We start from the raw sequence: 24,533 nt of genomic DNA, 5'->3' as shown, positions 1-24,533 counted from the left end.
CCCGCCGCCTACAGCAGAAGGGCGATCGCGCGTACGGCGGCCGCGCACAGGGCGACGAACCCGCCCAGCACGGCCAGTGCGCGCAGCCCTTCCCTGCGCAACTCCGGCAGTTTGCCGCCGATCCGCTCGATCTCGCGGCCGGTGATACCACCGCACAACATGCCGAACACCACTCCCGCGACCGTCACAGGCGCCGGCTGCTGCCACCAGTCGGAGTCGATCTGACCGCCGCCGGTCACCCAGAGCGCACCGCCCGACGCCACCGCGACGGGCACCCCCGGCCACACCACAGCGGTCGCCGCCGCCCCGGACAGCGCGAACGGGAACAGCAACACGCGCAGCGCGATCCGCATGCGACGCGCGCTGCGCTTTCTGACCAGCCAATGACTCATCCAGAGCGTCCTGGTCAGCACCACGAACGCCGTCGTGATCGCGATGGAGGCGATCGGCCAGATCACCGACGTCACCACGCAGGGCACCGCCAGCACCGCGAGCAGCAGCAGGGCCGTGTTGCCCGCGGGCAGCGTGGTCGGCGCGTCGGCCCTGAGCCTGCCCCGCCTGCCGTCCTGCGTCCTGCCGCGCACGACCGCCGTCGCCCGCGCGCGCGGGCCCGTCTTCGGGTCGGCGCCCGACCTGGTGCGGGCCGCGGCGGCCTTGCCGTCGGTGTTCGTCCTGCTCCGCGGCGGCGGAACCGCCCCGTCGGCCCTGACCCGCGTCCCGTCGGCGCCGGTCCTGGCCCGCGTTCCCTCCGCTCCCGTCCTGGCTCGTGTTCCTTCGGCTCCCGTCCTGGTCCGGGCGCCGGACGGGGTGCCGTCGGCGCCGGTCCTGGTCCGTGCTCCGGGGGTCGCGCCGTCCGTGCCCGGCCGGGGTCGCGCGCCCGAGGCGGCGCCGTCGGCCCGGTTTCTCGTCGCGGGCGGCTCGGTCCGGTTCCTCGGTACGGGCGGCTTCCCGTCCGTACCGGTCCGCGTCCGCGGCACGGGTGTCTTCCCGTCCGCGCCCGTACGGCTGCGCGGCACGGGCGTCTTGCCCTCCGTACCGGCCCGGCCACGCGGCGCGGGAACCTCCGCCGCCGCGCCGTTCGCCCGGCTCCGCGCGTTCTCGCCCCGGGAGGTCTCCTCGGCGGACGGGGACGCCTCGCCGTCGGGCCCGTTGGTGGCCTTGGCCAGCCGGGAGAGCCGGTCGGCCAGCAGCGCGGCGGTGGGCCGCTTGCCCGGCTCCCTGTTGAGCGCCGCGCGCACCAGCGGCAACAACGCCACCGGCACACCCTTGAGGTCGGCCTGCCCGTTGAGCACCGCGTACATCTGCGCCTCGGCCGTGCCGCGCCCGAACGTGGGCCGCCCGGTCGCCGCGAACGCCACCGTCGCCGCCCAGGCGTGCACGTCGGCGGGCGAGTCGACGTGCTCGTCGGCGAAGATCTCCGGCGCGGTGTAGCCGGGCGTGCCGAGGAACGTGCCGGTCATGGTGAGCCGGGTCGCGTCGAGCACCTGCGCGATGCCGAAGTCGATGAGGACCGGGCCCTCCGTACCCATGATGATGTTGCCCGGCTTCAGGTCGCGGTGGACGACCCCGGCCGCGTGGATGATGGCCAGCGCCGCCGCGATGCCCTGCGCCATGTGCACGAGCTGCCCGAGGTCGAGCGGCCCGCTCTGGCGTACGCGCTCCAGCAGCGTGACGCCCTCGATGTGCTCCATGACCAGGTACGGCCGGGCACAACTCAGGTCGGCGTCGAGCACCTTGGCCACGTAGGGGCTCTCGACCCTGCGCAGCGCCCGTACCTCGCGCTCCAGCCTGACTCGGGACATTTCATCCTCGGTCAGGTCGTGGAGGACCTTGAGTGCGACCTGCTCGCCACGGCGGGTGGTCGCGAGGTAGACCTCGCCCATGCCGCCTCGGCCGAGCCGCTCGACCAGGCTGTAAGGCCCGACCTTGCCGAGCTTGCTCACCGTCCCTCCCCGCGCGGCGCGCCCATAAGGGACACAACCCTAGCGCTGGGACAGGAGTTGACGCCCGCGGCGCGCCGGAGCTCGCGAACCTTTATCGGTTTGAACGATCGGACAACATGCTGTCGAGCTCGGCCGTGGGTTCCTCGGACAGGGACTTGCGACCCTTCCTGCGCCAGTTGACGTGACCGCGGCTCTCCAGCCAGAGCAGCAGCCGGTCGGCGCCGAAGAGCACCGCGGCGGAGAAGACAAGGGCGACGACAATTTCCATGACACCCAGTCAACCCAGGCCGCGGGCCGCCGGTCAGCCCGACACGCCGACTAGCCGCAAGCCGGGCCGGCCACAACCGTGCCCTCTGACGTGCGCAGATGCCCTTCTCCCGTATAGATCCACTTGGTCGAGGTCAGCTCCGGCAGGCCCATCGGGCCACGGGCGTGCAGCTTCTGGGTGGAGATGCCGATCTCCGCGCCGAACCCGAACTCGCCGCCGTCGGTGAACCTGGTCGAGGCGTTGACCGCCACGGCCGCCGAGTCGACGAGCGCGACGAAGCGGCGGGCGGCCGGCTGCGACCGGGTGACGATCGCGTCGGTGTGGCCCGAGCCGTACCGCCGGATGTGGGCCACCGCCTCCTCCAGCGAGCCGACGACGGCGGCGGCGATGTCGAGCGACAGGTACTCGGCCCGGAAGTCGTCCTCCGTGGCCGGCACGACCTCGCCGTAACCGGCGATCCGCTCGTCGCCGTGGACGGTCACGCCGGCCTCGGCCAGCGCCCGCAACGCCCTCGGCACGAACGCGTCGGCGACCCCCGCGTGGACGAGGAACGTCTCCGCCGCGTTGCACACCGACGGCCGCTGCGCCTTGGAGTTGACCAGGATCTGCACGGCCAGGTCGAGATCGGCCTCCGCGTCGACGTAGACGTGGCAGTTGCCGACGCCGGTCTCGATCACCGGCACCGTGGACTCCTCCACCACCGAGTTGATCAGCGACGCGCCGCCGCGCGGGATCAGCACGTCGACCAGCCCGCGCGCCCGCATCAGCTCCTTGACCGACTCGCGCGTCTGCCCCGGTACGAGCTGCACCGCCCCGGCGGGCACCTGCGTGGCAGTCAGCGCGTCCTGCATGACGCGCACCAGCGCCGCGTTGGAGGAGTAGGCACTCGACGAGCCCCTGAGCAACACCGCGTTGCCGCTCTTGAGGCAGAGCGCGGCGGCATCGACGGTGACATTGGGACGGCCCTCGTAGATGATCCCGATCACCCCGAGCGGCACCCTGACCTGCCGCAGCTCCAGCCCGTTGGGCAGCGTGCTCCCCCGGACGACCTCGCCGACCGGGTCGGGCAGGTCTGCCACCTGCCGCACGGCCTCGGCGATGGCCCCGATCCTGGCCTCGTCGAGCCGCAGCCTGTCGATCATCGACTCGGACGTGCCCTGGGCCCTGGCCCGCTCGACGTCCTCGGCGTTGGCCTCGACGAGCTCGGCGGCGTGCGCGACCAGGGCGTCGGCGATCGCCCGCAACGCCCGGTCCTTGGGCGCCCGCGGCAGCGGGGCCAGCTCGGCGGCGGCCTCTCGTGCCGCGTGGGCGACCTTCAGGAACTCCTCGGACATCGCGTGCTCCTCACTGGTGATGGGCTTCCAGTATGACGATGTCGTCGCGGTGGATCAGCTCGCGTTCATATTCCGGACCGAGGGCGCTGGCCAGCTCTCTCGTGGAACGGCCGAGCAGTCCGGGGATCTCGACGGCGTCGAAGTTGACCAGGCCGCGCGCCACCACGCCGCCCTGCGGCCCGCACAGGTCGACCGGGTCGCCCGCGGCGAACTCGCCCTCCACGGACGTCACGCCGGCGGGCAGCAGCGACTTGCGGCGGCCCACGATCGCCTCGACCGCGCCCTGGTCCAGGTGCAGCCGCCCGCGCCCGGTCGTGGCGTGGGCGAGCCACAACAGCCGCGTGCCGGGGTGGCGGCCCCCCGGGTGGAAGTAGGTGCCGATGTCGGCCCCGGCGAGCGCCTGGGCGGCGTGGGCGGCGGCGGTCAGCACGACCGGCACGCCCGCGCCCGTGGCGATCCGGGCCGCCTGCACCTTGGTCACCATGCCGCCGGTGCCGACCGCCGCGCCGTTCCTGCCCAGCTCGACGCCGGCCAGGTCCTGCGGACCACGGACCTCGGCCAGGCGGCGCGAGCCCGCCCGGCTCGGCGGGCCGTCGTAGAGCGCGTCGACGTCGGACAACAACACCAGCGCGTCGGCGTGGATCAGATGGGAGACCAGCGCCGCCAGCCGGTCGTTGTCGCCGAACCTGATCTCGTCGGTCGCCACCGTGTCGTTCTCGTTGACGATCGGCACGATGCCCAGCTCAAGCAGCCGGGCCAGGGTGCGCTGGGCGTTGGCGTGGTGGGCGCGGCGCATCATGTCGTCGGCGGTCAGCAACACCTGGCCGACGCGCAGGCCGTAGCGGGCGAAGGAGGAGGTGTAGCGCGCGACCAGCACACCCTGCCCGACGGACGCGGCCGCCTGCTGGGTGGCCAGGTCGCGTGGTCGCGCCGACAACCCCAGCGGGCCGAGGCCCGCCGCGATCGCTCCCGACGACACCAGTACGATCTGCGTCCCGGCACGCCGCCGCGCCGACAGGACGTCGACGAGGGCGTCAACCCGGTCGACGTCGATCATGCCCTGGGGGGTCGTGAGCGAGGAGGAGCCGACCTTGACGACGACCTTCGACGCTGAGCTGATCTGTTCCCGCACGCCTGGCAGCCTATCCGAGCCCGCCCCCCACCTCCGGACGGCGGAGGGCCCCGGGCGGCCTACCTCAGGCGGTTGTCCGAGCCGCGCGGCCCCTGGTGCACCGACTCGGCGTTGAGCGTCGGCTGCCAGTCGAAGACGTATCCGCCCTCCATCGGCCCGATGACCACCTCGGCCCCGGCCTTGGCGCCGGCCTTGACCAGCTCCTCCTCCACGCCGAGCCGTTCGAGCCGGTCGGCCAGGTAGCCGACGGCCTCGTCGTTGCTGAAGTCGGTCTGCCGGATCCAGCGCTCCGGCTTCTCGCCGGTGACCTGGAACAGGCCGTCGTTGACCCGCCGCACCTTGAACCCGGCCTCGCCGAGCTGCTTGGGCCTGATCACCAGTCGCGTGGGCTCCTCGACCGGCTTGCTGGCCCTGGCCGCGGCCACCCAGTCGCCCATCGCGTACGTGAGCTCCCGCAACCCGTCGTGCGTGGCCGCCGAGATGACGAAGACCTGCAGCCCCCGCTCCTCGAACTCGGCCCGGACCAGGTCGGCGAGCTCCCGGGCGTCGGGCACGTCGGCCTTGTTCAGCACGATCATCCGCGGCCGGTCCTCAAGCTTCCCGTACGCCCGCAGCTCGGCCTCGATCATCTCGTAGTCGGTGATCGGGTCGCGGCCCGGCTCCATGGTCGCGCAGTCGATGACGTGCACGAGCATGTCGCAACGTTCGACGTGGCGCAGGAACTCGTGCCCCAGCCCCTTGCCCTGCGAGGCCCCCGGGATCAGTCCGGGCACGTCGGCGACCGTGAACACGTTGTCGCCGGCGGTCACGACCCCCAGGTTGGGGATGAGCGTGGTGAACGGATAGTCGGCGATCTTCGGCTTGGCCGCGCTCAGCGCCGCGATCAGCGACGACTTGCCCGCACTGGGGAACCCGACCAGCGCCACGTCGGCGACGCTCTTGAGCTCCAGCATGACGTCGAGCCCGTCGCCGGGCTCCCCGAGCAGCGCGAACCCGGGCGCCTTGCGCCTGGACGTGGCCAGTGCGGCGTTGCCGAGCCCGCCGTGCCCGCCCTGCGCGATCACGTACCGGGTTCCGGCCCCCACGAGGTCCACCAGCACGTCGCCCGAGTTGGCGTCCTTCACCACGGTCCCGTTGGGGACGGACAGGACCACGTCGTCGCCGTTGGCGCCGTCGCGGTTGGAGCCCTGCCCCTGCCTGCCGTTGTCGGCCTTGCGGTGGGGACGGCGGTGGTAGTCCAGCAGCGTCGCGGTGTTGGAATCGACCTCAAGGATCACGTCGCCGCCGCGGCCGCCGTTCCCTCCGTCGGGGCCGCCGAGCGGCTTGAACTTCTCCCGGTGGATGGAGGCGCAGCCGTTTCCCCCGTCACCGGCCTTGACGTGCAGGACCACCTGGTCCACGAAGTCCGGCATCCAGCTCTCCTTCATCAGCCCACCAGGGCATTCATCAACAACTACGACAGGCGCCCCCAAGGGCCCCGGAAAACGCCTAAGGGGTGGATCGACAGGCGATCCACCCCTTGAAGCAACACCGAAGCGAAGCTGATTACTCCGCGACGGGAACGATGCTGACGGCGCGACGACCGCGCTTGACGCCGAACTGCACGTGGCCGGCGGCCAGCGCGAACAGCGTGTCATCGCCACCGCGGCCGACGTTGTCGCCGGGGTGGAAGTGGGTGCCGCGCTGACGAACGATGATCTCGCCCGCGTTCACCAGCTGGCCGCCGAAGCGCTTGACGCCCAGGCGCTGAGCATTGGAGTCACGGCCGTTCCGGGTGGACGACGCGCCCTTCTTGTGTGCCATCTCTCAAACTCCCGATCAGGCCTGGTCGATACCGGTGATCTTCACCTGGGTGTACCGCTGACGGTGACCCTGGCGCTTCTTGTAACCGGTCTTGTTCTTGTACTTGAGAATGCGGATCTTCGGGCCCTTGGTCTCACCGAGGATCTCGGCGCTGACCGTGAACTTGCCCGCCTCGGTGGTCACATCGCCGTCGTTGACGACGAGCACCGTCGGCAGCGAAACCGAAGAGCCGACCTCGCCGGCGACCTTGTCCACCTCGAGGACGTCACCGACGGAGACCTTCTGCTGCCTGCCGCCGCAACGAACGATCGCGTACACCGCGGAACCCTTCTACTGACTCGCTGTTGGCCTCAGCCGCCTCGCATCGAGGCGACCGCCGAATGTTGCGCCTGTCATTCGGCCTGTCTCAAACCGACGAACCGAGTAAGCGCGCCAACAGGGCACGTCACCTGACGCACCGATTCACCAGGGTACCGCTTTACGGTGCCCTAGGCGAACCGGACGGATCGTCGGAAGCCTACCGAGGCTACTCGGCGGACTTGGCTCGGCGAGAGCGTCGCCGCCCTCTGCCGGAAGTCTGGCTGGCCTGGTCGTCCTCAGCCGGGACGTCATCAAGCGCACCGGTCACGGTATCACGGCTGGCGGAGTCCTTGGCCGCGGAAACCTTGTCCGAGACCGCCTTCTCGATCGCCATCTTGCCCTGCGTACCACGCGGCTCGGGCTTGGCCTCGACCGGCTCGGTCGAGACGATCAGCCCACGCCCGTTGCAGCACTCGCACGGCGTCGAGAACGCCTCCAGCAGCCCCTGACCGACCCGCTTACGGGTCATCTGCACCAGGCCCAGCGAGGTCACCTCGGCGACCTGGTGCTTGGTCCTGTCGCGCGCGAGGCACTCCAGCAGCCGGCGCAGCACCAGGTCGCGGTTGGACTCCAGCACCATGTCGATGAAGTCGATCACGATGATGCCGCCGATGTCCCGCAGCCTGAGCTGGCGCACGATCTCCTCGGCCGCCTCCAGGTTGTTCCTGGTGACGGTCTCCTCGAGGTTGCCGCCCTGGCCGGTGAACTTGCCGGTGTTGACGTCGACGACGGTCATCGCCTCGGTACGGTCGATCACCAGCGAGCCACCGCTCGGCAGCCACACCTTGCGCTCCAGCGCCTTGCCGAGCTGCTCGTCGATCCGGTACGACTCGAACACGTCGCCCTGCCCGGTGTCCCAGCGCGACAGGCGCTCGGCCAGGTGCGGCGCGACGTACTTGACGTAATCGTCGACGGTGTCCCAGGCGTCGTCGCCCTGCACGACCAGCGAGGTGAAGTCCTCGTTGAACACGTCGCGCACGACCCGGATGGTCAGGTCGGGCTCGGCCGACAGCAGCTCGGGCGGGCTGGCCGACTTGGCCTTCTTCTGGATGTTCTCCCACTGCGCAGACAGCCGGGCCACGTCGCGGGCCAGCTCGTCCTCGGAGGCGCCCTCGGCCGCGGTGCGGACGATCACGCCCGCGTTCTCCGGCATGACCTTCTTCAGGATGCTCTTGAGGCGGGTGCGTTCCTTGTCGGGCAGCTTGCGGCTGATGCCGGTCATCGACCCGTCCGGCACGTACACCAGGTAACGGCCGGGCAGGCTGATCTGCGAGGTGAGCCGGGCGCCCTTGTGGCCGATCGGGTCCTTGGTGACCTGCACCAGCACCGACTGGCCGGACTTCAGCGCCGCCTCGATCCGCTTGGGCTGTCCTTCCAGCCCGGCGGTGTCGAAGTTCACCTCACCGGCGTACAGGACGGCGTTGCGTCCCTTTCCGATGTCCACGAACGCGGCCTCCATCGACGGCAACACGTTCTGGACCTTGCCCAGGTAGACGTTGCCGACGTAGGACTGGCTGGCCTCGCGGTTGACGTAGTGCTCGACGAGGACGCCGTCCTCCAGGACCGCGATCTGCGTACGGTCGCCCTGGCGGCGCGCCACCATCATGCGGTCGACGGACTCGCGGCGGGCCAGGAACTCCGACTCCGTGATGATCGGCGGACGCCTGCGCCCCAGCTCGCGCCCCTCGCGGCGGCGCTGCTTCTTGGCCTCCAGGCGGGTCGAGCCGCGCACGCTCTGCACGCCGTCGATGGCGGTCTCCAGGGAGGCGGCCCGGCCGGAGCGCGGCGCGCGGATGCGCACCACGGTGTTCGGCGGGTCGTCGCTGGAGGGCTCCATCGTCTCGTCGGCACCGCGACGGCGACGCCGGCGACGCCGGCGCGAGCTGGTGGCCTCCTCTTCCTGGGACTCCTCGCCCTGCTCCTCCTCGGCCTCCTCGTCGCCTTCCTCGCCCTCGTCACCCTCGTCACGCTCGCGCGCCTTGCCGCGGCCCCTGCCGCCGCGCCTGCGCCGGCGACGACGGCCGCCGCCCTCCTCCTCCTGCTCGTCGGAGGTGTCGACGTCGCCCTCGTCCTCGACGACGCTCTCGTCGACCAGCTCCTCGATCTCCTCGGGCTCCGGCTGCGGCTCGGGCCGCCGGATCACGGCGGGCTTGCCCTGGCTGGGGTCGGGGGCCTGGAACAGCGGCGCGAAGATGGCCGCCGGACGCTGGAACGCGGCGCCCGGCTCGTCCTGCCTGCGCGCGGCCAGACCGAAGGGGTCGGCGAGCAGGCTCGGGCGGTCGGCGTCCTCGTCGAGGTCCTCTCCGGCGGGCTCGTCGTCGAGCGGCTCCTCCTCCGGCAGGATCTCCAGGATGTCCTCGTCGCCCGCTTCTGCGGCCTCGGGCACGGTGACGGCCACCTCGACGTCCGAGGGCGTCGCGACGACCTCGACGTCGGCGCCCGCCGGCGCCTCGACGACCACCTCTTCGGGCTCGGCCTTCTTGCGCGTACGCCGCCGCTTCGGCGCCTCGGCCTCCTCCTCCGGGAGCGCTCCCGCGACCTCCGGCTCGGCCTTCTTCGTCGTACGGCGACGCGTCGTGGTCGCCGTGGACCGCGTCCGCGTGGTCCGCTTGGGCTTCTCCTCGGGCATGTCGGAGGCGTCCACCACGGCTTCCGCCACAGCCGCCTCGACGACACTGGCGACCTCACCGGCACCCGCGCCGGCCAGCGTCTCCGCCTCCAGCTCGGCCGGACTCTGCACCACCGGCGCGACGACCGGCTCGGCCGCGGCGGTACCCCGCCCACGCGCCCTGGTCCTCGTGGTCTCCCGCCGCTCCACGACCGGCTCCACGACGGGCTCGGCCGACGTACCGGCCTGGGAAGCGGCAGGGCTCTCGGCCTGCTGCGGCGCCGGGCCCTCCGGCACGACGGCCTCGGCCGGCTGCTGCGCCTGGACGCCCTCGGGGCCGCCCTGGGCGGCTCCGGCCGGGCTCTCCGGCGCCTCGGCGGCGGGCGCCGCGGCACGGGCTCTGGTTCTCCTGCCGCGCCCCGCGTCGGGGGCCGGCTCTCCCGCCGCGCGCTGCACGGCGTTGGTCTGCACCGGCTGCACCTCGGCAACCGACGGCGCGGCCTGGGCGGCCGCGACAGTGATCGGGGCGACGACGACCGGCTCCTCGGGCAGCTCGGGCGGAGGACCCGCCGGGCGGCTCGCGGAACGGCGCCTGGTCACCTTGGACTGTTCAGTTGTCTCCCCGTCAGGGCCATTGGCCCCGGCGTTGGGCTCGTTGTCGAGCATGCGGGCGCTCTCCCGTCAGCTCCCGGGCGCGTCGCCGCGCCGCGCAGGAGCCCTCGTGTCTCGTTGTCCGCCCCCGCCTCCGGGTAGGAGGCACGGGCGCCAAGTCCTGTCAGCGGTGGCGCCCCGCTCGCGCAGGGCACCTCCTGCCCAATGGGAAATCCGCTCATCAGACCGCCGCCGCACTGGCGTGCCCGGCGTGAGCCGTAGCGGCAGTCCATCTCGCAGACGTCCCATCAGTAGCCGACGATGTGCTCTCCCGCCGGTCCCGCCTCGCCGCCGCGCGTCGTGTCGCGGTCAAGGTCGAGCGGATCGGCAAGCGCACCAGTACTGGCGTCGAGCGGCCCCTGCGCCAGCCTGGTCACCTCGGGGGGAACCGGCGGCGCGAAGTCGGCCACAAGGCGCAGCCCTGTGAGCACATCATCGGGTCGAACGGCAGGCGTCATGTGCCGAACAACCATGCGCAGTATGACACACGTCTGTCCGGGCACCTGAGCTGCGGTTCTGTCTGTTCCCTCGGACACCACGAGCCTCAGGACGGCCTCCCGCGCGTCGAAGCGCCGGGGGCCCTTCTTGGTGAGGCGTTCGACCTCCACGGTGGCCGACGCGAGGAACTTCTCCGCCGCCACCCGGGCGAGCTCGCGATCGGCGCCGGGCAGCCGCACCTCCCAGTCGGAGACCTCCAGACGGTCGGCAAGGCCCCCCGGGCCCGCCGGCACGACGTCGAGCACATCGAGACCGGGCGGCAGTGACGTGTCCAGACTGGACTTGACCTGCTCGGGGTCACACAGCCTGGTGACACCGATCTCAAGGTATTCGGCTTCGCTGGCGACGCCGGTCGGCGCCGCGCCCGCATAGGAGATCTTCGGGTGGGGCGAGAAGCCCGCGCTGAAGGCCACCGGAATACCGGCACGGCGGACCGCTCTTTCGACGGCCCGCGAGATGTCGCGGTGACTGGTGAAGCGCAGGCGGCCGCGCTTGGCGTAGCGCACACGCAGGCGCTGCACCGTAGGCGCGGGCGGAGGCCCGTCGGGAACAGGTTTCAGAGCTTTGCGTCCTTCCCTTGTAAGAGTTCCTTCTCCCAGGATAAGCCGCCGCGACACGTGTATGTGTACGCCGTGACACGGCTCGCCCACTGAGCGCGCTAGACCACGGTGAGAGGAAGGAGCTTGCGCCCTGTCGGGCCGATCTGGATCTCGGTGCCCATGGTCGGGCAGACCCCGCAGTCGTAGCACGGGGTCCAGCGGCAGTCCTCGACCTCACTGCCGGACACGGCCTCCTGCCAGTCCTGCCAGAGCCATTCGCGGTCGAGCCCGGCGTCGAGGTGGTCCCACGGAAGGACCTCGTTCTCGGCCCGCTCGCGGACGGTGTACCAGTCGACGTCGACGCCCGACTTCTCGGCGGCCCGCATCCACCTGTCGTAGGAGAAGTGCTCGCTCCACCCGTCGAACCTGCCGCCGTCCTCCCAGACTGCCCTGATCACCGCGCCGACCCTGCGGTCGCCGCGCGAGAGCAGGCCCTCCACGATGGACGGCTTGCCGTCGTGGTAGCGGAAGCCGATGGCCCTGCCGTACTGCTTGTCGCCGCGCAGCGAGTCGCGCAGCGCCTTGAGCCGTCTGTCGACGGTCTCGTGGTCGGCCTGCCCGGCCCACTGGAACGGGGTGTGCGGCTTGGGCACGAACCCGCCGATGGAGACCGTGCAGCGGATGTCGCGACTGCCCGTGGCCTCCCGGCCCGCCTGGATGACCTTCTTGGCCAGGTCGGCGATGCCGAGCACGTCTTCGTCCTGCTCGGTGGGCAGGCCGCACATGAAGTAGAGCTTCACCTGCCGCCACCCCTGCGAGTAGGCGGTGGTGACGGTGCGGATGAGGTCTTCCTCGGTGACCATCTTGTTGATCACCTTGCGCATGCGCTCGGAGCCGCCCTCGGGGGCGAACGTGAGACCCGAGCGCCTGCCGTTCCTGGAGAACTCGTTGGCCAGGTCGATGTTGAACGCGTCGACCCTGGTCGAGGGCAGGGACAGCGAGGTGTTGGTGCCCTCGTAACGGTCGGCCAGGCCCTTGGCGACCTCGGCGATCTCGGAGTGGTCGGCCGAGGACAACGACAGCAGGCCGACCTCGTTGAAGCCGGACTCGTTGATGCCGTTCTCGACCATGGCGCCGATCGTGGTGATCGAACGCTCCCGCACCGGACGGGTGATCATGCCCGCCTGACAGAAGCGGCACCCGCGCGTGCAGCCGCGGAAGATCTCCACGCTGAACCGCTCGTGCACCGTCTCGGCCAGCGGCACCAGCGGTTTCTTCGGATAGGGCCACTCGTCGAGGTCCATCACCGTGTGCTTGTGCACCCGCCAGGGCACGTCGGACCTGTTGGGCGCGACCCGCTGGATGCGGCCGTCGGGGTGGTAGTCGACGTCGTAGAACTTCGGCACGTAGACGCCGCCGGACTCGGCGAGCCGCATCAGCAGCTCGTCGCGCCCGCCGGGACGCCCCTCGGCCTTCCACTCGCGGATGACCTCGGAGATGGCGATCGCGATCTGCTCGCCGTCGCCGAGCACGGCGGCGTCGAGGAAGTCGGCGATCGGCTCGGGGTTGAAGGCCGCGTGACCGCCGGCGAGCACGATCGGGTCGTCCTCACCCCGGTCGACGGCGTTGAGCGGGATCCCCGCGAGATCGAGCGCGGTCAGCATGTTGGTGTAGCCCAGCTCGGTCGAGAACGACACGCCGAGCACGTCGAAGGCCCGCACCGGCCGGTGCGCGTCGACGGTGAACTGCGGCACGCCCTCGGCCCGCATGAGCGCCTCCAGGTCCGGCCAGACCGCGTAGGTGCGCTCGGCCAGGGTGCGGGGCAGCTCGTTGAGGATCTCGTAGAGGATCGCCACGCCCTGGTTGGGCAGCCCGACCTCGTAGGCGTCCGGGTACATCAGCGCCCACCGTACGTCGGCGGAGTCCCAGTCCTTGACGGTCGAGTTGAGCTCACCCCCGACGTACTGGATGGGCTTCTGCACCTTGGGCAGCAGCGCTTCCAGGCGGTGGAATATCGACTCGACAGGCATACCGTCCAGGGTAGCGGCGCCCGGACGGTGACAAATCCGGCCCGGCCCCAACGCGCCGGGCCCGCGCCCGCCGAACGCGCCGTGAACTCAGTTGAACGACTGCCGTCTGACCCTGATGGCGAGCAGCAGCCCGACCGCCATGAGGTTGGCGAACGTGGCCGTACCGCCGTATGACACGAAAGGCAGCGGCAAACCGGTGATCGGCATGATCCCGATCGTCATCCCCACGTTGATGAACGTCTGGAACGCGAACCAGCACACGATCATGCCCGCGACCAGCGTGCCGAACCGGTCGTCGCAGTGCCTGGCGACCTTCAGCCCGCGCAGCAGCACCACGCCGAGCAGCAGCACCACGGTGACCGACCCGATGAACCCGAACTCCTCGCCCGCCACCGTGAAGATGAAGTCGGTGTGCTGCTCGGGCACGAACCGGCCGGTCGTCTGCCCGCCGCCGAACAGCCCCTTGCCCAGCAACTGCCCCGAACCGATCGCGATCAGCGACTGCGTGCTGTTGTAGCCCACCCCGCGCGGATCCACCTTCGGATCCACAAATGCGGTGAACCGCGCCACCTGGTACGGCTCCAGCAGGTTGAAGTAGAACACGCTGAACACCCCGACCGCCGCCACCAGCACCAGCGCGACGATCCACCGCTTGCGCACCCCCCCGATCACCAGCCCCGCGGCCGTGATCACGGCGAGGACGAGCGCGGTGCCGAGGTCGGGCTGCAACATCACCAGGCCCATCGTGATCCCCGCCGCGACCAGGGCCAGCGCGATGTCGAGCCCGCGCGGCCGGTCGCTGCCCTCGGCGGGCTGGGCCAGCAGCATCGCGATGATCAGCAGCAGCCCGACCTTGGCGAACTCCGACGGCTGCACCGCGAACCCGCCCCCGAGCAGGATCCACGAGTGCGACCCGTTGATCGTCGCCCCCAGCGGCGTGATCACCAGCGCCAGCCCCACCAGCGACACCAGGAACACCAGCGGCGCGTACGCCCGCATCGCCCGATGGTCGACCATCGCCACCACCGCGCACAGCGTCACGCCGATGACCTCGTTGAGCAGGTGTTTCTTCACCAGCCCGGTGGCGCCGGGCGCCCACGTCCGGGTCGAGGACCACACCAGCAGGGTGCCGATCAGGCACAACCCGGCCACCGCGACCAGCATCAGCCCGTCCATGCGCCGCACCACGGAGTGCTCGCCGATGGCCCGCTGGATGAACGAGGGCCGCCGTGCGGCCATGGTGCGGGTCACTGGTGGATCACCGTCCCGTCGGGCGCGAACTTCGGCAACTTGGTCGGGAGCTTCCCGCCCGGCACGGCGGCCGGGCCCTTGAAGCCGTAGATGCCCTCGTAGATCTCGCGGGCGGCCGGGGCCGCGGTCGAGGCGCCCATGCCACCCTGGGACACCATGACGACCACCACGTACTGCGGGTTCTTGGTGGGCGCGAACGACGCGAACCAGGAGGTGTCCTTCTTGCCCCACACCTCCGCGGTACCGGTCTTGCCGCCGATGCGTACCTTGTCCATCGGGAAGCCGGTGAACGCCCCGGCCGCGGTGCCGTCGGAGGGCACCTGGCTCAGCGCGTTCTTGATGTAGAGCCGTTCCTTCTCGCTGATCGGCAGCTTGCCGACCACCGGCACGTCGATGGTCTTGACCACCTTGCCGTCCGGCCGCACCTGCGCCCACCCGATGCGCGGGCTGCGCACCTTCCCGTCGCTCACCAGCGCCATGTACGCCCGCGCGAGCTGCATCGGCGTCACCAGCACGTCGCCCTGCCCGATGGCGAAGTTGGCCGAGTCACCGGGCCGCAACAGGAACCCCTCGGTGCAGTTCTCCAGCGCCAGGAGTTTGAGGAAGTCGGCCCGCGCCCGGTCCTTCTCCTCCGGGTAGCCCTTGCGCGACCGTTCGCAGCTCGTGGCGCTGGTCCGGTTCCACAGGTCCTTCTTCCAGGCCCGGTCGGGGATGCGTCCCGAGGACTCGCCCGGCAGGTCGACCCCGGTCCGCTCGCCGAACCCGAAGGCCCTGGCGGTGTTGGCGAACACTTCCTTCGTACGCTTCTTCGGGTTGCGCCCGCCGTCCTTCAAATACTGCTCGTACGCCGCCCGGTAGAAGATCGTGTCGCACGACTTGACCAGCGCCATGTGCAGGTTCATCTGCCCCAGGCCGATCCCCCTGAAGTTGCTGAAGGACCGGTCGCCCACCATGTACGCCCCGGGGCAGTCGTACGTGCCGTTCAGCGGATACCCGGCACGCAACATCGCCGACACCGACGACACCTTGAACGTCGAACCGGGCGCGAACTGCCCGTTGATCGCCCGCGACACCAGCGGCTTACCCGACTTGTCCGACAGCAGCCATTGGTAGCCCTTCGCCGAGATACCGCCGGCCCAGATCTCCGGGTCGTACCCCGGCGCGCTGGCCACCGACACCACCCGCCCGCTCCGCGCGTCCAGCACCACCGCGGCACCGCCGTCGGCCCCGGGGGCGCTCTTCATCGCGTGCGCGAGCGCCTTCTCCGTCACTGCCTGCACCCGCGAGTCGATGCTGGTCACCAAATGGTCCCCGGCGACCGGCTGCACCTGCTCCTCGACCCCGAGGGCCTTGCCCATCCGGTCGACCTGCACCCTGCGCAGCCCCGACTTCCCGCGCAGCGCGTCGTCGTAGACGTACTCGATGCCGTCGCGGCCCGCCAGGTCGACGCCCGAGAAGCTGGCCTTGAGCCCTTCGCGCTTCTCCAGCTCCGCCTCGGTCACCGGCTGCAGGTAGCCCAGCATCTGCGCCCCGGCCCTGCCGCCCGGGTACTGCCGTACGGAATGGATCTCCGCGGTGACCCCGGGGAACTCCTCCTGCCGTTCCAGGATCTGGAGCGCCTCCCGCGTGTCCACCTTCTCGTCCAGCGGAACCGGCTGGTACGGCGACCCCGTCCAGCACGGCTTGCCCACCCCCGGCCCGCACGGCGTGATGCGCTGGCGCAGGTCCTTGACCGGCCGGTCGAGCACCGCGGAGAGCCGGCGCAGGACGCTCATCCCGCCGCCCGGCATCCTGTTCAGCTTCGTCCGGTCCACGGACACGACCAGCGCCGTCCTGTTGCGCACCAGCGGACGCCCCGACGAGTCGAGGATCTGCCCCCGCACCGCGGGCACGATCACGGTGCGCGTCCGGGTCTCCATCGCCCTGGTCACGAACTCCTGGCCGCGCACGACCTGCACCTGCCAAAGCCGCACGGCCAGCACGACGAGCAGCACCACCACCAGGATGTGCAGCACCAGCAATCTCGTACGCATGCGGATCATGTCGAGAACCTCGGTTGTCTCCCCCGGGTGGCGAGCCAGATCACCACCGGCGCCACGATGAGCGTGTAGAGAACGGTGACGGGCACCTGCTGGGTCAGCGTCGACAGCGACACCCGCGGATCGGAGATGAGCCCGGCCACCCCCACCGCCACCAGGGGCGCGATCAGCACGCACAACACCACGGTCGTCGCCGCCCCGCCCGCGCCCCGCCCGGCCACGTAACCCACGAGCGCCAGCACGAACGCGTACTGCCCCATCAGATGCGCCGTCGGCGGCACGAGATCGACCAGCAGCCCCGAGAAGAACCCCACCATCGCCCCGGCCACCGGCCCGCGGTCCAGCGCCACGCCCACCACCGCCAGCAACACCAGGTCGGGCGCGCCCCCCGCGGGCAGCGGCAGCCGGTTGACCAGCATGACCTGTGCCAGCAACGCCAGCACCACGACCAGCGCCCCGATCACCGCACCCCCGCCTCCGGCGCGAACAGCACGCCCCTCATCCCCGGATCACCGCGCCCTCGCCCCCACCGCGAGCCGCACGCCCGTCCCGATCACCCCGGCAGCCCCAAAGCCACCACCGGCCACGCCGAAAGGACCCACCACAGCGGCCGCGCCGGGATCACTCATCACCGCGCCCCCTCCTTGGTCGGCAGCACCGCGTCACGCGGATCCCGTGGGGGACCCTCGACCACCACCCCGACCACGTCGAGCGCCGTCAGGTCCGCGAACGGCCTGGCGTAGGCGATCCGGGTCAGCTCCCCGGGCGTCGACTCGACCCGTTCGATCACCCCGATCGGCACCCCCGGCACGTACGGCCGCCCGTTCTTGGACCCGAAGCTGACGATGCGCCCGCCCCGCTCCATCGGCGCCGTCGAGTCGAGCAGCCTGAACTGCACGAGCCGCCCGTTCTCCCCCACCCCGTGCACCACGCCGATCTCCTGGCCGCCCTCCAGCCGCGCCCCCGCCGCCGAGGCGGGATCGCTGAGCAGCAGCACCGTCGAGGTGGCGGGCGAGGCGTCGATGACCCGGCCGACCAGCCCGTCACCGTTGAGCACCGTCATGTCGGTACGGACCCCGTCACCCGTGCCCACGTCGATCTGCACGCTGTCCTCGAACCCCGGCTGCCCGCGCCTGGCCACCACATTGGCCGGGACCACCTTGTAGCCGCCGGTGCCGGTCAGCCCGAGCAGCTTCTTGAGCTCGGCCGAGCGGGTGGCGTCGAGCGTGGTGGAGGACAACCCGGCACGCAGCTTCGCGTTCTCCTCCTGAAGCTGCTCGATGTGCCGCTGCGCGCTGGGCGCGCTGGCCAGGGCGTGCAGGAAGCCGCCGACGGGACGCACCACGCCACCGCCGAACCGCTCGGCCGCGCCGAAGACCCAGGACCCCGCCGAGCGCAGCGGACGCAGCGGTGAGCTGTCGCCCGCACGATGGTCGATGGTCAGGACGACCAGCGCCGCCATCAGCAGCACTCCCAGGATCAGCCGGGCCCGGCGCGAGTCTCTCATCAGTGTCGCGACTCCGGAACCAAGACCTGCTGCAGGGCCTCGAACTCCTCCGCGCACCGGCCCGAGCCGATGGCGACCGAGTCGAGGGCGTTCTCCACCAGGTGGACGGGCATGCCGGTCTCCGCCTTGACCCGCTCGTCGAGACCCTTGAGCAGGGCGCCGCCACCGGTCAGGGCGATCCCGCGGTCCATGATGTCGCCCGCCAGCTCGGGCGGGCACTTGTCGAGCGTGGTCTTCACGGCGTCGACGATCGCGTTGACCGGCTCCTCGGTGGCCTTGCGGATCTCCTCGCTCGACACGATGATCGTCTTGGGCAGCCCGCTGATCAGGTCGCGCCCGCGCACCTCGGCGTGGGACTCCTCCGCCATGGGGCAGGCCGACCCGATGGACATCTTGATCTCCTCGGCGGTGCGCTCGCCGAGCATCAGCGAGAACTCCTTCTTGGCGAACGTGATGACCGCCTGGTCGAGCTCGTCACCGCCGATCCTGATCGACTGGCTGGTGACCACGCCGCCCATCGAGATGATGGCCACCTCGGTGGTGCCGCCGCCGATGTCGACCACCATGTTGCCGGTCGGCTCGTGCACCGGCAGCCCGGCCCCGATGGCGGCGGCCATCGGCTCCTCGACGATGTAGACCTTCCTGGCGCCCGCCTGGTAGCCGGCTTCCTTCACCGCGCGCTGTTCGACGCTGGTGATGCCGCTCGGCACGGCGATGATGATGCGCGGCTTGGCGAAATGGCGGCGTCTGTGCACCCTTTGGATGAAGTAACGCAACATCCGTTCGGTGACGTCGAAGTCGGCGATCACGCCGTCCTTGAGCGGGCGGACCGCGACGATGTTGCCGGGCGTACGACCGATCATTCGCTTTGCCTCGATGCCCACCGCCACGATCTTGCCTGTGGTGGTGTTGATCGCTACGACTGACGGCTCATTGAGCACGATGCCCCGGCCACGCACGTAGACCAACGTGTTGGCGGTGCCCAGATCGACCGCCATGTCACGGCCGAGAAACGCGAGCTTGCTGCCCATGGGGAACGGAGCCCTCCGTAACGTCGTTCGCGAATGACTACGGATCGAATTCGAATCGTAACGTGACGTACCCACCAGTGGGCGCAATGAGCCCTCGCGCTCCACAAAAATCTCCAGCCCCTACCTCAACCTGGATTTTGCCCGAATTGCACCCACAAGAGCGGATCGCTGGGGTCAACGCCTGCCAGACTTGAGGAACGCTACAAGGCGCTGCCGACAAAAAACGCGCCCGCACGGCGTGGAGCCGGCGGGCGCGCTGGGTGAAGCTGACTGCTAGAAGCGGTCAGGGAAGAAGATCTTGATCTCCCTGGCGGCGGACTCGGGCGAGTCGGAGCCGTGGACGACGTTCTCGCCGATCTCCAGGGCGTGGTCGCCGCGGATCGTGCCGGGGGCGGACTTCACCGGGTCGGTGGCGCCGGCCAGCGCGCGGAACGCCTCGATGGCGCGCGGGCCCTCAAGGACCATGGCCACGAGCGGCGCCGAGGTGATGAACTCGACCAGCTCACCGAAGAACGGCCTCTCGGCGTGCTCGGCGTAGTGCGCCTTGGCGGTGTCGGCGTCGAGGGTGCGCAGTTCCATCGCCACGACCTTGAGGCCCTTGCGCTCCACGCGGGCGATCACGTCACCGATGAGGCCGCGCTTCACCCCGTCGGGCTTGATCAGGACAAGAGTGCGCTCGGACACGTGTGGTTCTCCTTTGAACAGATTCGGGTCGCGACTGCGGGCACCTGGCCCGACCGCGAGGACGCCCCTTGGGCACGGGCCCTCGCGTCGCCATAGCCGTCGCTCAGCTTACCGTCAGCGCCCACACCCTGGGCGCCACAGAAAGGCCACAGGAAGGACGCGCGAAGGCGAGGTCGTCAGGACGGCTCGTCGTCCTCCGGCGAGGGCGCCTGCGGCGGCACGGCGGGCACGGACCCGCCGGGCTCGTCCTGCCCCTCCTCCTCGCGTTCCTCCTTGCGCGCGGGAGACCCCTCGGGAACGGCCGAGCCCCACGTCCTGACCCGCTCCTCGGCCACGGCCTCGCTCCCCCTGCCGGCCCCGACAGCGACCGCCACCCCCGCCGGCTCCCCCTCGGACGGCGACGCCTCCTCACGCGACGACCGCCGCCCCATCACCGCCGCCAGCACGATCACGCCCACCAGCAGGAACCCGCCGAGCAGCGACCACCAGTGCAACGCGCCCACGAAACTGTCGACCAGCTCCTGCCGCGAGCTGACCCCGCCCAGCATCCACATCTGCACACCCGTGCCCAGCAGGTAGCCCGCGAGCACCCCGGTGAAGCACAACGACAACCCGAACGCCGCCGCCCCGACCCCCACCTCGCCGAGCGTCGCCGTCACCGCCACCGTCGCCCCCACCGCGAGCAGCGTGAACGGCACCGCGAGCACCAGCCCGTCGGCCGACGGCACCACCAGCCGCACCGAGCACAGGCCGACCACCATGGCCAGCAGCCCGAGCGGCGCGAGAACCCGCCCCACGCCCTTGGCGAACATCCGCACGCCCACGCCCGCCGCGATCGCGAACACCGCCGCGACCCCGAACGGCCCCCAGAGCCCGCGCAGCCCCGGCCCGCCGAGGCCGCCCATCTCCACCAGCGTCACCTGCGCCGCGCTCGGCAGCAGCACCACCCCGACGGCCACCATCGTGTACGCGTGCGTACGGCTCTCCCCCCGCCCGACCGAGCCGAGCACCAGCAGCCCGGCGATCGCCAGCCCCGCCAGCAGGATCACCGGGACGACCCCCCAGCCCGCGGTCGCCGTACTGACCGCCACGACCGCGATGCCCGCCGCCGGCACGGCCGCGAGCAGCAGCCGGCCGCCTTCCCCTGCGTCCGGAGCGGGCGCGGGCCGCCGCCCGGCGAGCCTCCAGACCATGAGGTACGCCGCCGCCAGCGCCAGCGCGACGCCGGTCACCATCGGGTAGGGCTGCAGCGTGACCTTCCAGCTCGTCACGTCGACCAGCGGCCACAACGCGAACGCCTGCGCCTCCAGGAGGCTCACGCCGAGCACTCCCGCCCACAGGCCGCGCAGCACGGGCGCCCGGTCCCAGACCGCCACCAGCGTGGCCGGGATGATCAGGCCCCCGCCGACGCCGCGCAGCACCCGTACGACGCCGACGACCAGCTCGGAGGACGCGTAACCGCCCGCCGCGTCGGCCACCGCCACCAGCGCGAGCCCGGCGACCAGGAGGTGGGCCACCTTCATCCGCCGTAACACGACGGCGGCGAGCGGCACGGTCAGCATCAGCGCCGGCAGCGCCAGCCCGTGCGTACGACTCAGCCCGATCTGGTCGAACTCGCCCGGCAGCAGGTCGGCGACCACGGACAGCGTGTTGGGTATCGCGACGATCGCCAGCGGCAGCGCCACGAGAACGAGCAGCCCGAGCAGCACGTCGAGCAGCCATGAGTGTCTGAGGCCAGCCGGATCCGGCGACCGGTCGAGTGGGGGGACGGCCATGTAGGCCGACTTTAGCGGGAAGTCACGCCCTCGACACGGCGAGCTACGATAATCGCGGTGATCCACAGCGCGGCGAAAATCGCGCCGAGGAAGAACATGGTCGGCACGAGGAAGCCCGTGGCGATCGCCATCACCTGGATGACGCTGCCCGCGACGTACCCGATGGGCCGTTTGAGCAGGCCCGCGGCGACCACGCACAACACCGCGAGCCCGATGCCCACACTGACGGCGAGCACGGGGGCGATGCCGCCCACGGTGATCGCCACCGGCGTGATGAGCCCGGCCACGATGGCCTCCATGCCGAGCACGCTCGCACCGAGCCTCCGCATGCCCGGCGTGACCTCGAAGTTCATCGCCCACCATCCGCCTTGAGCAGATGCCGGGCATCTCCGGCAGTCACCACCGAACCGGTGATGTACACCCCGGCCCCGCTGAACTCCCCCTCAGCGTCAGCGATGCCGATGCCTCTGTCGATGGCCTCGTCGAGCCGCTCGACGACGTGCACCCGATCCTCGCCGAACACCGGGACGGCCAGCTCCGCGAGCTCCTGCGCCGACAACGACCTGGGCGAGGAGTTACGCGACACCACGATCTCGTCGATCATCGGTTCGAGCAGCTCCAACAGGGTCTCGACGTCCTTGTCGCGCATGACCGCGACCACGCCGATCACCTTGGCGAAGTCGAACGACTCGTGCAGCGCATCCAGGCTCGCCTCCAGCCCACCCGGGTTGTGCGCGGCGTCGATCACCACCGTGGGCGTACGCCGTACGACCTCCATCCGGCCCGGCGAGGCCGCCTGGGCGAACGCCTGGCGTACCAGCTCGACGTCCAGCGGGTCGTCGCCGCCCGTCAGGGCCTCGACGGCGGCCAGCGCGCACACCGCGTTGCCGGCCTGGTAGGCGCCGTAGAGGGGCAGGTAGACCTCGTCGTAGACGCCCTTGAGGCCGCGCAGCGTGAGCAGTTGCCCGCCCATCGCCACCTCGCGGCTGAGCACGCCGAACTCCAGGCCCTCACGCGCGACCACCGCGCCGACCTCGGCCGCACGGCGCATCAGCACCTCGGCCGCGCCCAGCTCCTGCTGGGCGAGCACGGTCGTGGCGCCCGGCTTGATGATCCCGGCCTTCTCCCCGGCGATGCTCGGGATGTCAGGGCCCAGACGATCCATGTGATCGAGGGAGATGGGCGTGATGACGGACACCAGGCCGTCGGCGACGTTCGTCGCGTCCCACGACCCGCCCATGCCCGCCTCGATGACCGCCACGTCGACCGGCGTGTCCGCGAACGCCGCGAACGCCATGGCCGTCAGCAGCTCGAAGAACTGGATGCGCCGGTGCCCCTGCGCGTCGGCCAGCTCGACGTAGGGCAGGACCTCCTCGTAGACCTCGGCGAAGCGCTCCTCGCTCAGCGGCTCGCCGTCGACGGTGATGCGCTCGCGCACCGTGACCAGGTGCGGGCTGGTGAAGCGCCCCACCCTCAGGTTGCGCTCCCGCAGCAGCGCCTCGGTCAGCCGCGCCGTGGTCGTCTTGCCGTTGGTGCCGGCGATGTGTATGACCGGGTACGCCCGCTGAGGCGAGCCGAGCAAGTCCATGAGGGCCGCGATCCTGTCGAGCGTCGGCTCGAAATCCCACTCGACGCCCCGCTCCAGGATCGCGTGTTCAACCGCACGATAATCCACCCCTCAACCCTACTGACCACGCGTAGCGGTCTGGACGCGGGGCAAACATATCGTGAATCGTATAGAAAATTGGAGGGTACCTACCTCTGCCGCCCGGTGCCACCTTGGAAAACAGCCTGCTCTACCCCCCAGCAGGCGCTTTCAAGGAGGCCATCGTGGAAGGCGAGAACACTCGCGAGGAAAGGCAGCGCGGCATCACCAGAAAAGCGCTGTTCAAGGCGGCTCTCATAGCGACACCGGTCCCGTTCCTGATCGGTGAGGTGCCGGCTCTGGCCCGCACCATGGCCGGGACGGGCCAGCAGCTGGAGCCCACCCCGTTCTGTGACGACGGGGACGACCTCACCATCGCGCAGACCGAGGGACCGTACTTCAAGCCGAACTCCCCTCAGCGCTCGACCCTGCCCGGCTCGGGCACCCTGCTGACGGTGAGCGGGTACGTGTTCGGGCTCGCCTGTCAGCCGCTGGCGAACGTCCTGCTCGACTTCTGGCAGGCGGACACCAACGGCAACTACGACAACGTCACGTACAACTTCCGGGGGCACCAGTACACGAACGCCCAGGGTGCCTTCAAGCTCACCACCATCGTGCCCGGCCTCTACCCCGGCCGTACCAGGCACATCCACGTAAAGGCGCAGGCTCCGGGCCGCGGGATCCTCACCACGCAGCTCTACTTCCCGGGCGAGCCGCGCAACAACACCGACAGCATCTACGATCCGCGACTTCTCATGAACGTCCGGACCGTCGGCTCGGGGAGGGAGGCGACGTTCGACTTCGTCCTCAACGTCCAGGGCGTTCCGCCCACGCAGACGCCTACTCCCACGCCCACGACGAGCCCGCCTCCGGGCGGCGGAACCTGGAAGGTTGGGGTGACCTACCAGGCGGGTGACCAGGTGACGTACGGCGGGTCGACGTACCGGTGCCTGCAGGGGCACACGTCACTGGCCGGCTGGGAGCCACCCAACGTCCCGGCCTTGTGGCAGCGCGTCTGACCCACTGGTCCCCGAACGCACAAAAGGGCCACCCCGGCTGCTGGGGGTGGCCCTGTTCGCGTTCGCACACATCGCCCCGTAAACGCAGAAAGGGCCCCGACCAAACGGTCGGGGCCCCTCTAAAAGATTGTCCGGCGGTGACCTACTCTCCCACACCCTCCCGAGTGCAGTACCATCGGCGCAGAGAAGCTTAACTTCCGGGTTCGGAATGTAACCGGGTGTTTCCTTCCCGCCATAACCGCCGTAACCCTATGAAACATTCAAACGAACAACGCCGTTTGCTGTCTCAGAATTGCCTAGTGGACGCGAGCAAAAGCTTTGAGGTCAAGTCCTCGGCCTATTAGTACCGGTCAGCTCCACACATTACTGTGCTTCCACCTCCGGCCTATCAACCCGGTCGTCTACCGGGAGCCTTA

General features: G+C 70.5%; 20 protein-coding genes and 2 rRNA genes. 1 reads left to right on the top strand and 21 read right to left on the bottom strand.

Features of this window, described 5'->3' with window-relative positions; genetic code table 11:
* Positions 1-8 precede the first annotated feature (8 nt).
* From IEZ27_RS30875 to IEZ27_RS30785, 19 genes are all read right to left on the bottom strand, one after another.
* Positions 9-1,943 (bottom strand): serine/threonine protein kinase, encoded by a 1,935-nt coding sequence (locus IEZ27_RS30875; protein ID WP_189650474.1) that lies wholly within the window; start codon positions 1,941-1,943, stop codon positions 9-11.
* Positions 1,944-2,034: 91 nt separating this feature from the next.
* A complete protein-coding gene (locus IEZ27_RS30870; RefSeq protein WP_185844939.1) occupies positions 2,035-2,211 on the bottom strand; it encodes a hypothetical protein in 177 nt (58 codons plus the stop codon).
* Positions 2,212-2,261: 50 nt separating this feature from the next.
* Positions 2,262-3,545 carry a glutamate-5-semialdehyde dehydrogenase gene (locus IEZ27_RS30865; protein WP_189650473.1) on the bottom strand — a complete coding sequence of 428 codons (1,284 nt, stop codon included), beginning with the start codon at positions 3,543-3,545 and terminating at the stop codon, positions 2,262-2,264.
* A 10-nt stretch (positions 3,546-3,555) separates the two neighbouring features.
* Positions 3,556-4,677: a glutamate 5-kinase gene (gene proB / locus IEZ27_RS30860; protein WP_229824503.1), complete on the bottom strand. Its 1,122-nt coding sequence runs from the start codon at positions 4,675-4,677 to the stop codon at positions 3,556-3,558.
* A gap of 59 nt (positions 4,678-4,736) precedes the next feature.
* Positions 4,737-6,089, bottom strand: coding sequence for a GTPase ObgE (gene obgE / locus IEZ27_RS30855; RefSeq protein WP_189650472.1), 1,353 nt, complete (start codon positions 6,087-6,089; stop codon positions 4,737-4,739).
* A gap of 133 nt (positions 6,090-6,222) precedes the next feature.
* Positions 6,223-6,480, bottom strand: a complete 258-nt coding sequence (gene rpmA, locus IEZ27_RS30850; protein ID WP_012893687.1) for a 50S ribosomal protein L27 — start codon at positions 6,478-6,480, stop codon at positions 6,223-6,225.
* A 15-nt stretch (positions 6,481-6,495) separates the two neighbouring features.
* Positions 6,496-6,798: a 50S ribosomal protein L21 gene (gene rplU, locus IEZ27_RS30845; RefSeq protein ID WP_049575732.1), complete on the bottom strand. Its 303-nt coding sequence runs from the start codon at positions 6,796-6,798 to the stop codon at positions 6,496-6,498.
* Positions 6,799-7,006: 208 nt separating this feature from the next.
* The gene (locus tag IEZ27_RS30840; RefSeq protein WP_229824502.1) at positions 7,007-10,114 is read right to left on the bottom strand and encodes an Rne/Rng family ribonuclease; all 3,108 of its coding nucleotides are present in this window, start codon (positions 10,112-10,114) and stop codon (positions 7,007-7,009) included.
* Positions 10,115-10,347: 233 nt separating this feature from the next.
* Positions 10,348-11,118 (bottom strand): TIGR03936 family radical SAM-associated protein, encoded by a 771-nt coding sequence (locus IEZ27_RS30835; RefSeq protein ID WP_189650471.1) that lies wholly within the window; start codon positions 11,116-11,118, stop codon positions 10,348-10,350.
* A gap of 137 nt (positions 11,119-11,255) precedes the next feature.
* Entirely contained in the window at positions 11,256-13,166 is a 1,911-nt protein-coding gene (locus tag IEZ27_RS30830) for a TIGR03960 family B12-binding radical SAM protein (protein ID WP_189650470.1), read from the bottom strand.
* 87 nt (positions 13,167-13,253) lie between these two features.
* Positions 13,254-14,417 carry a rod shape-determining protein RodA gene (gene rodA, locus IEZ27_RS30825; RefSeq protein ID WP_229824501.1) on the bottom strand — a complete coding sequence of 388 codons (1,164 nt, stop codon included), beginning with the start codon at positions 14,415-14,417 and terminating at the stop codon, positions 13,254-13,256.
* The gene (gene mrdA, locus IEZ27_RS30820) at positions 14,414-16,459 is read right to left on the bottom strand and encodes a penicillin-binding protein 2 (protein ID WP_189650469.1); all 2,046 of its coding nucleotides are present in this window, start codon (positions 16,457-16,459) and stop codon (positions 14,414-14,416) included. Before mrdA ends, rodA begins: the two co-directional genes overlap by 4 nt.
* Positions 16,456-16,920, bottom strand: a complete 465-nt coding sequence (gene mreD / locus IEZ27_RS30815; protein ID WP_125639362.1) for a rod shape-determining protein MreD — start codon at positions 16,918-16,920, stop codon at positions 16,456-16,458. The genes mrdA and mreD overlap by 4 nt, the downstream gene beginning before the upstream one ends.
* 164 nt (positions 16,921-17,084) lie before the next feature.
* Positions 17,085-17,963, bottom strand: a complete 879-nt coding sequence (mreC, locus tag IEZ27_RS30810) for a rod shape-determining protein MreC (RefSeq protein ID WP_189650468.1) — start codon at positions 17,961-17,963, stop codon at positions 17,085-17,087.
* On the bottom strand, positions 17,963-18,994 hold the full coding sequence (locus IEZ27_RS30805) for a rod shape-determining protein (RefSeq protein ID WP_189650467.1): 1,032 nt from the start codon (positions 18,992-18,994) through the stop codon (positions 17,963-17,965). Before IEZ27_RS30805 ends, mreC begins: the two co-directional genes overlap by 1 nt.
* A gap of 273 nt (positions 18,995-19,267) precedes the next feature.
* Positions 19,268-19,678, bottom strand: a complete 411-nt coding sequence (gene ndk, locus IEZ27_RS30800) for a nucleoside-diphosphate kinase (RefSeq protein ID WP_189650466.1) — start codon at positions 19,676-19,678, stop codon at positions 19,268-19,270.
* Positions 19,679-19,854: 176 nt separating this feature from the next.
* Positions 19,855-21,453, bottom strand: a complete 1,599-nt coding sequence (locus IEZ27_RS30795; RefSeq protein ID WP_189650465.1) for a hypothetical protein — start codon at positions 21,451-21,453, stop codon at positions 19,855-19,857.
* 11 nt (positions 21,454-21,464) lie between these two features.
* Positions 21,465-21,806 carry a DUF4233 domain-containing protein gene (locus IEZ27_RS30790; RefSeq protein WP_229824500.1) on the bottom strand — a complete coding sequence of 114 codons (342 nt, stop codon included), beginning with the start codon at positions 21,804-21,806 and terminating at the stop codon, positions 21,465-21,467.
* On the bottom strand, positions 21,803-23,128 hold the full coding sequence (locus IEZ27_RS30785; protein WP_229824499.1) for a bifunctional folylpolyglutamate synthase/dihydrofolate synthase: 1,326 nt from the start codon (positions 23,126-23,128) through the stop codon (positions 21,803-21,805). The genes IEZ27_RS30790 and IEZ27_RS30785 overlap by 4 nt, the downstream gene beginning before the upstream one ends.
* Positions 23,129-23,283: 155 nt before the next feature.
* Here IEZ27_RS30785 and IEZ27_RS30780 point away from each other — a divergent pair, with 155 nt between their 5' ends.
* On the top strand, positions 23,284-24,117 hold the full coding sequence (locus IEZ27_RS30780) for a carbohydrate-binding protein (protein WP_189650464.1): 834 nt from the start codon (positions 23,284-23,286) through the stop codon (positions 24,115-24,117).
* 129 nt (positions 24,118-24,246) lie between these two features.
* On the opposite strand, the gene rrf is transcribed toward IEZ27_RS30780, so the two are convergent.
* Together rrf and IEZ27_RS30770 are read right to left on the bottom strand one after the other, a co-directional pair.
* Positions 24,247-24,363: ribosomal RNA gene (rrf, locus tag IEZ27_RS30775) — 5S ribosomal RNA — on the bottom strand.
* A gap of 74 nt (positions 24,364-24,437) precedes the next feature.
* A 23S ribosomal RNA gene (locus IEZ27_RS30770) occupies positions 24,438-24,533 on the bottom strand; the annotation flags it as partial.

Origin of the sequence: Nonomuraea spiralis (assembly GCF_014648435.1) — a bacterium.
In the GTDB taxonomy this organism is placed as follows: domain Bacteria; phylum Actinomycetota; class Actinomycetes; order Streptosporangiales; family Streptosporangiaceae; genus Nonomuraea; species Nonomuraea spiralis.
Note: the sequence above shows the minus strand (reverse complement) of the source record. Positions and strands in the feature narration are given on the sequence as shown.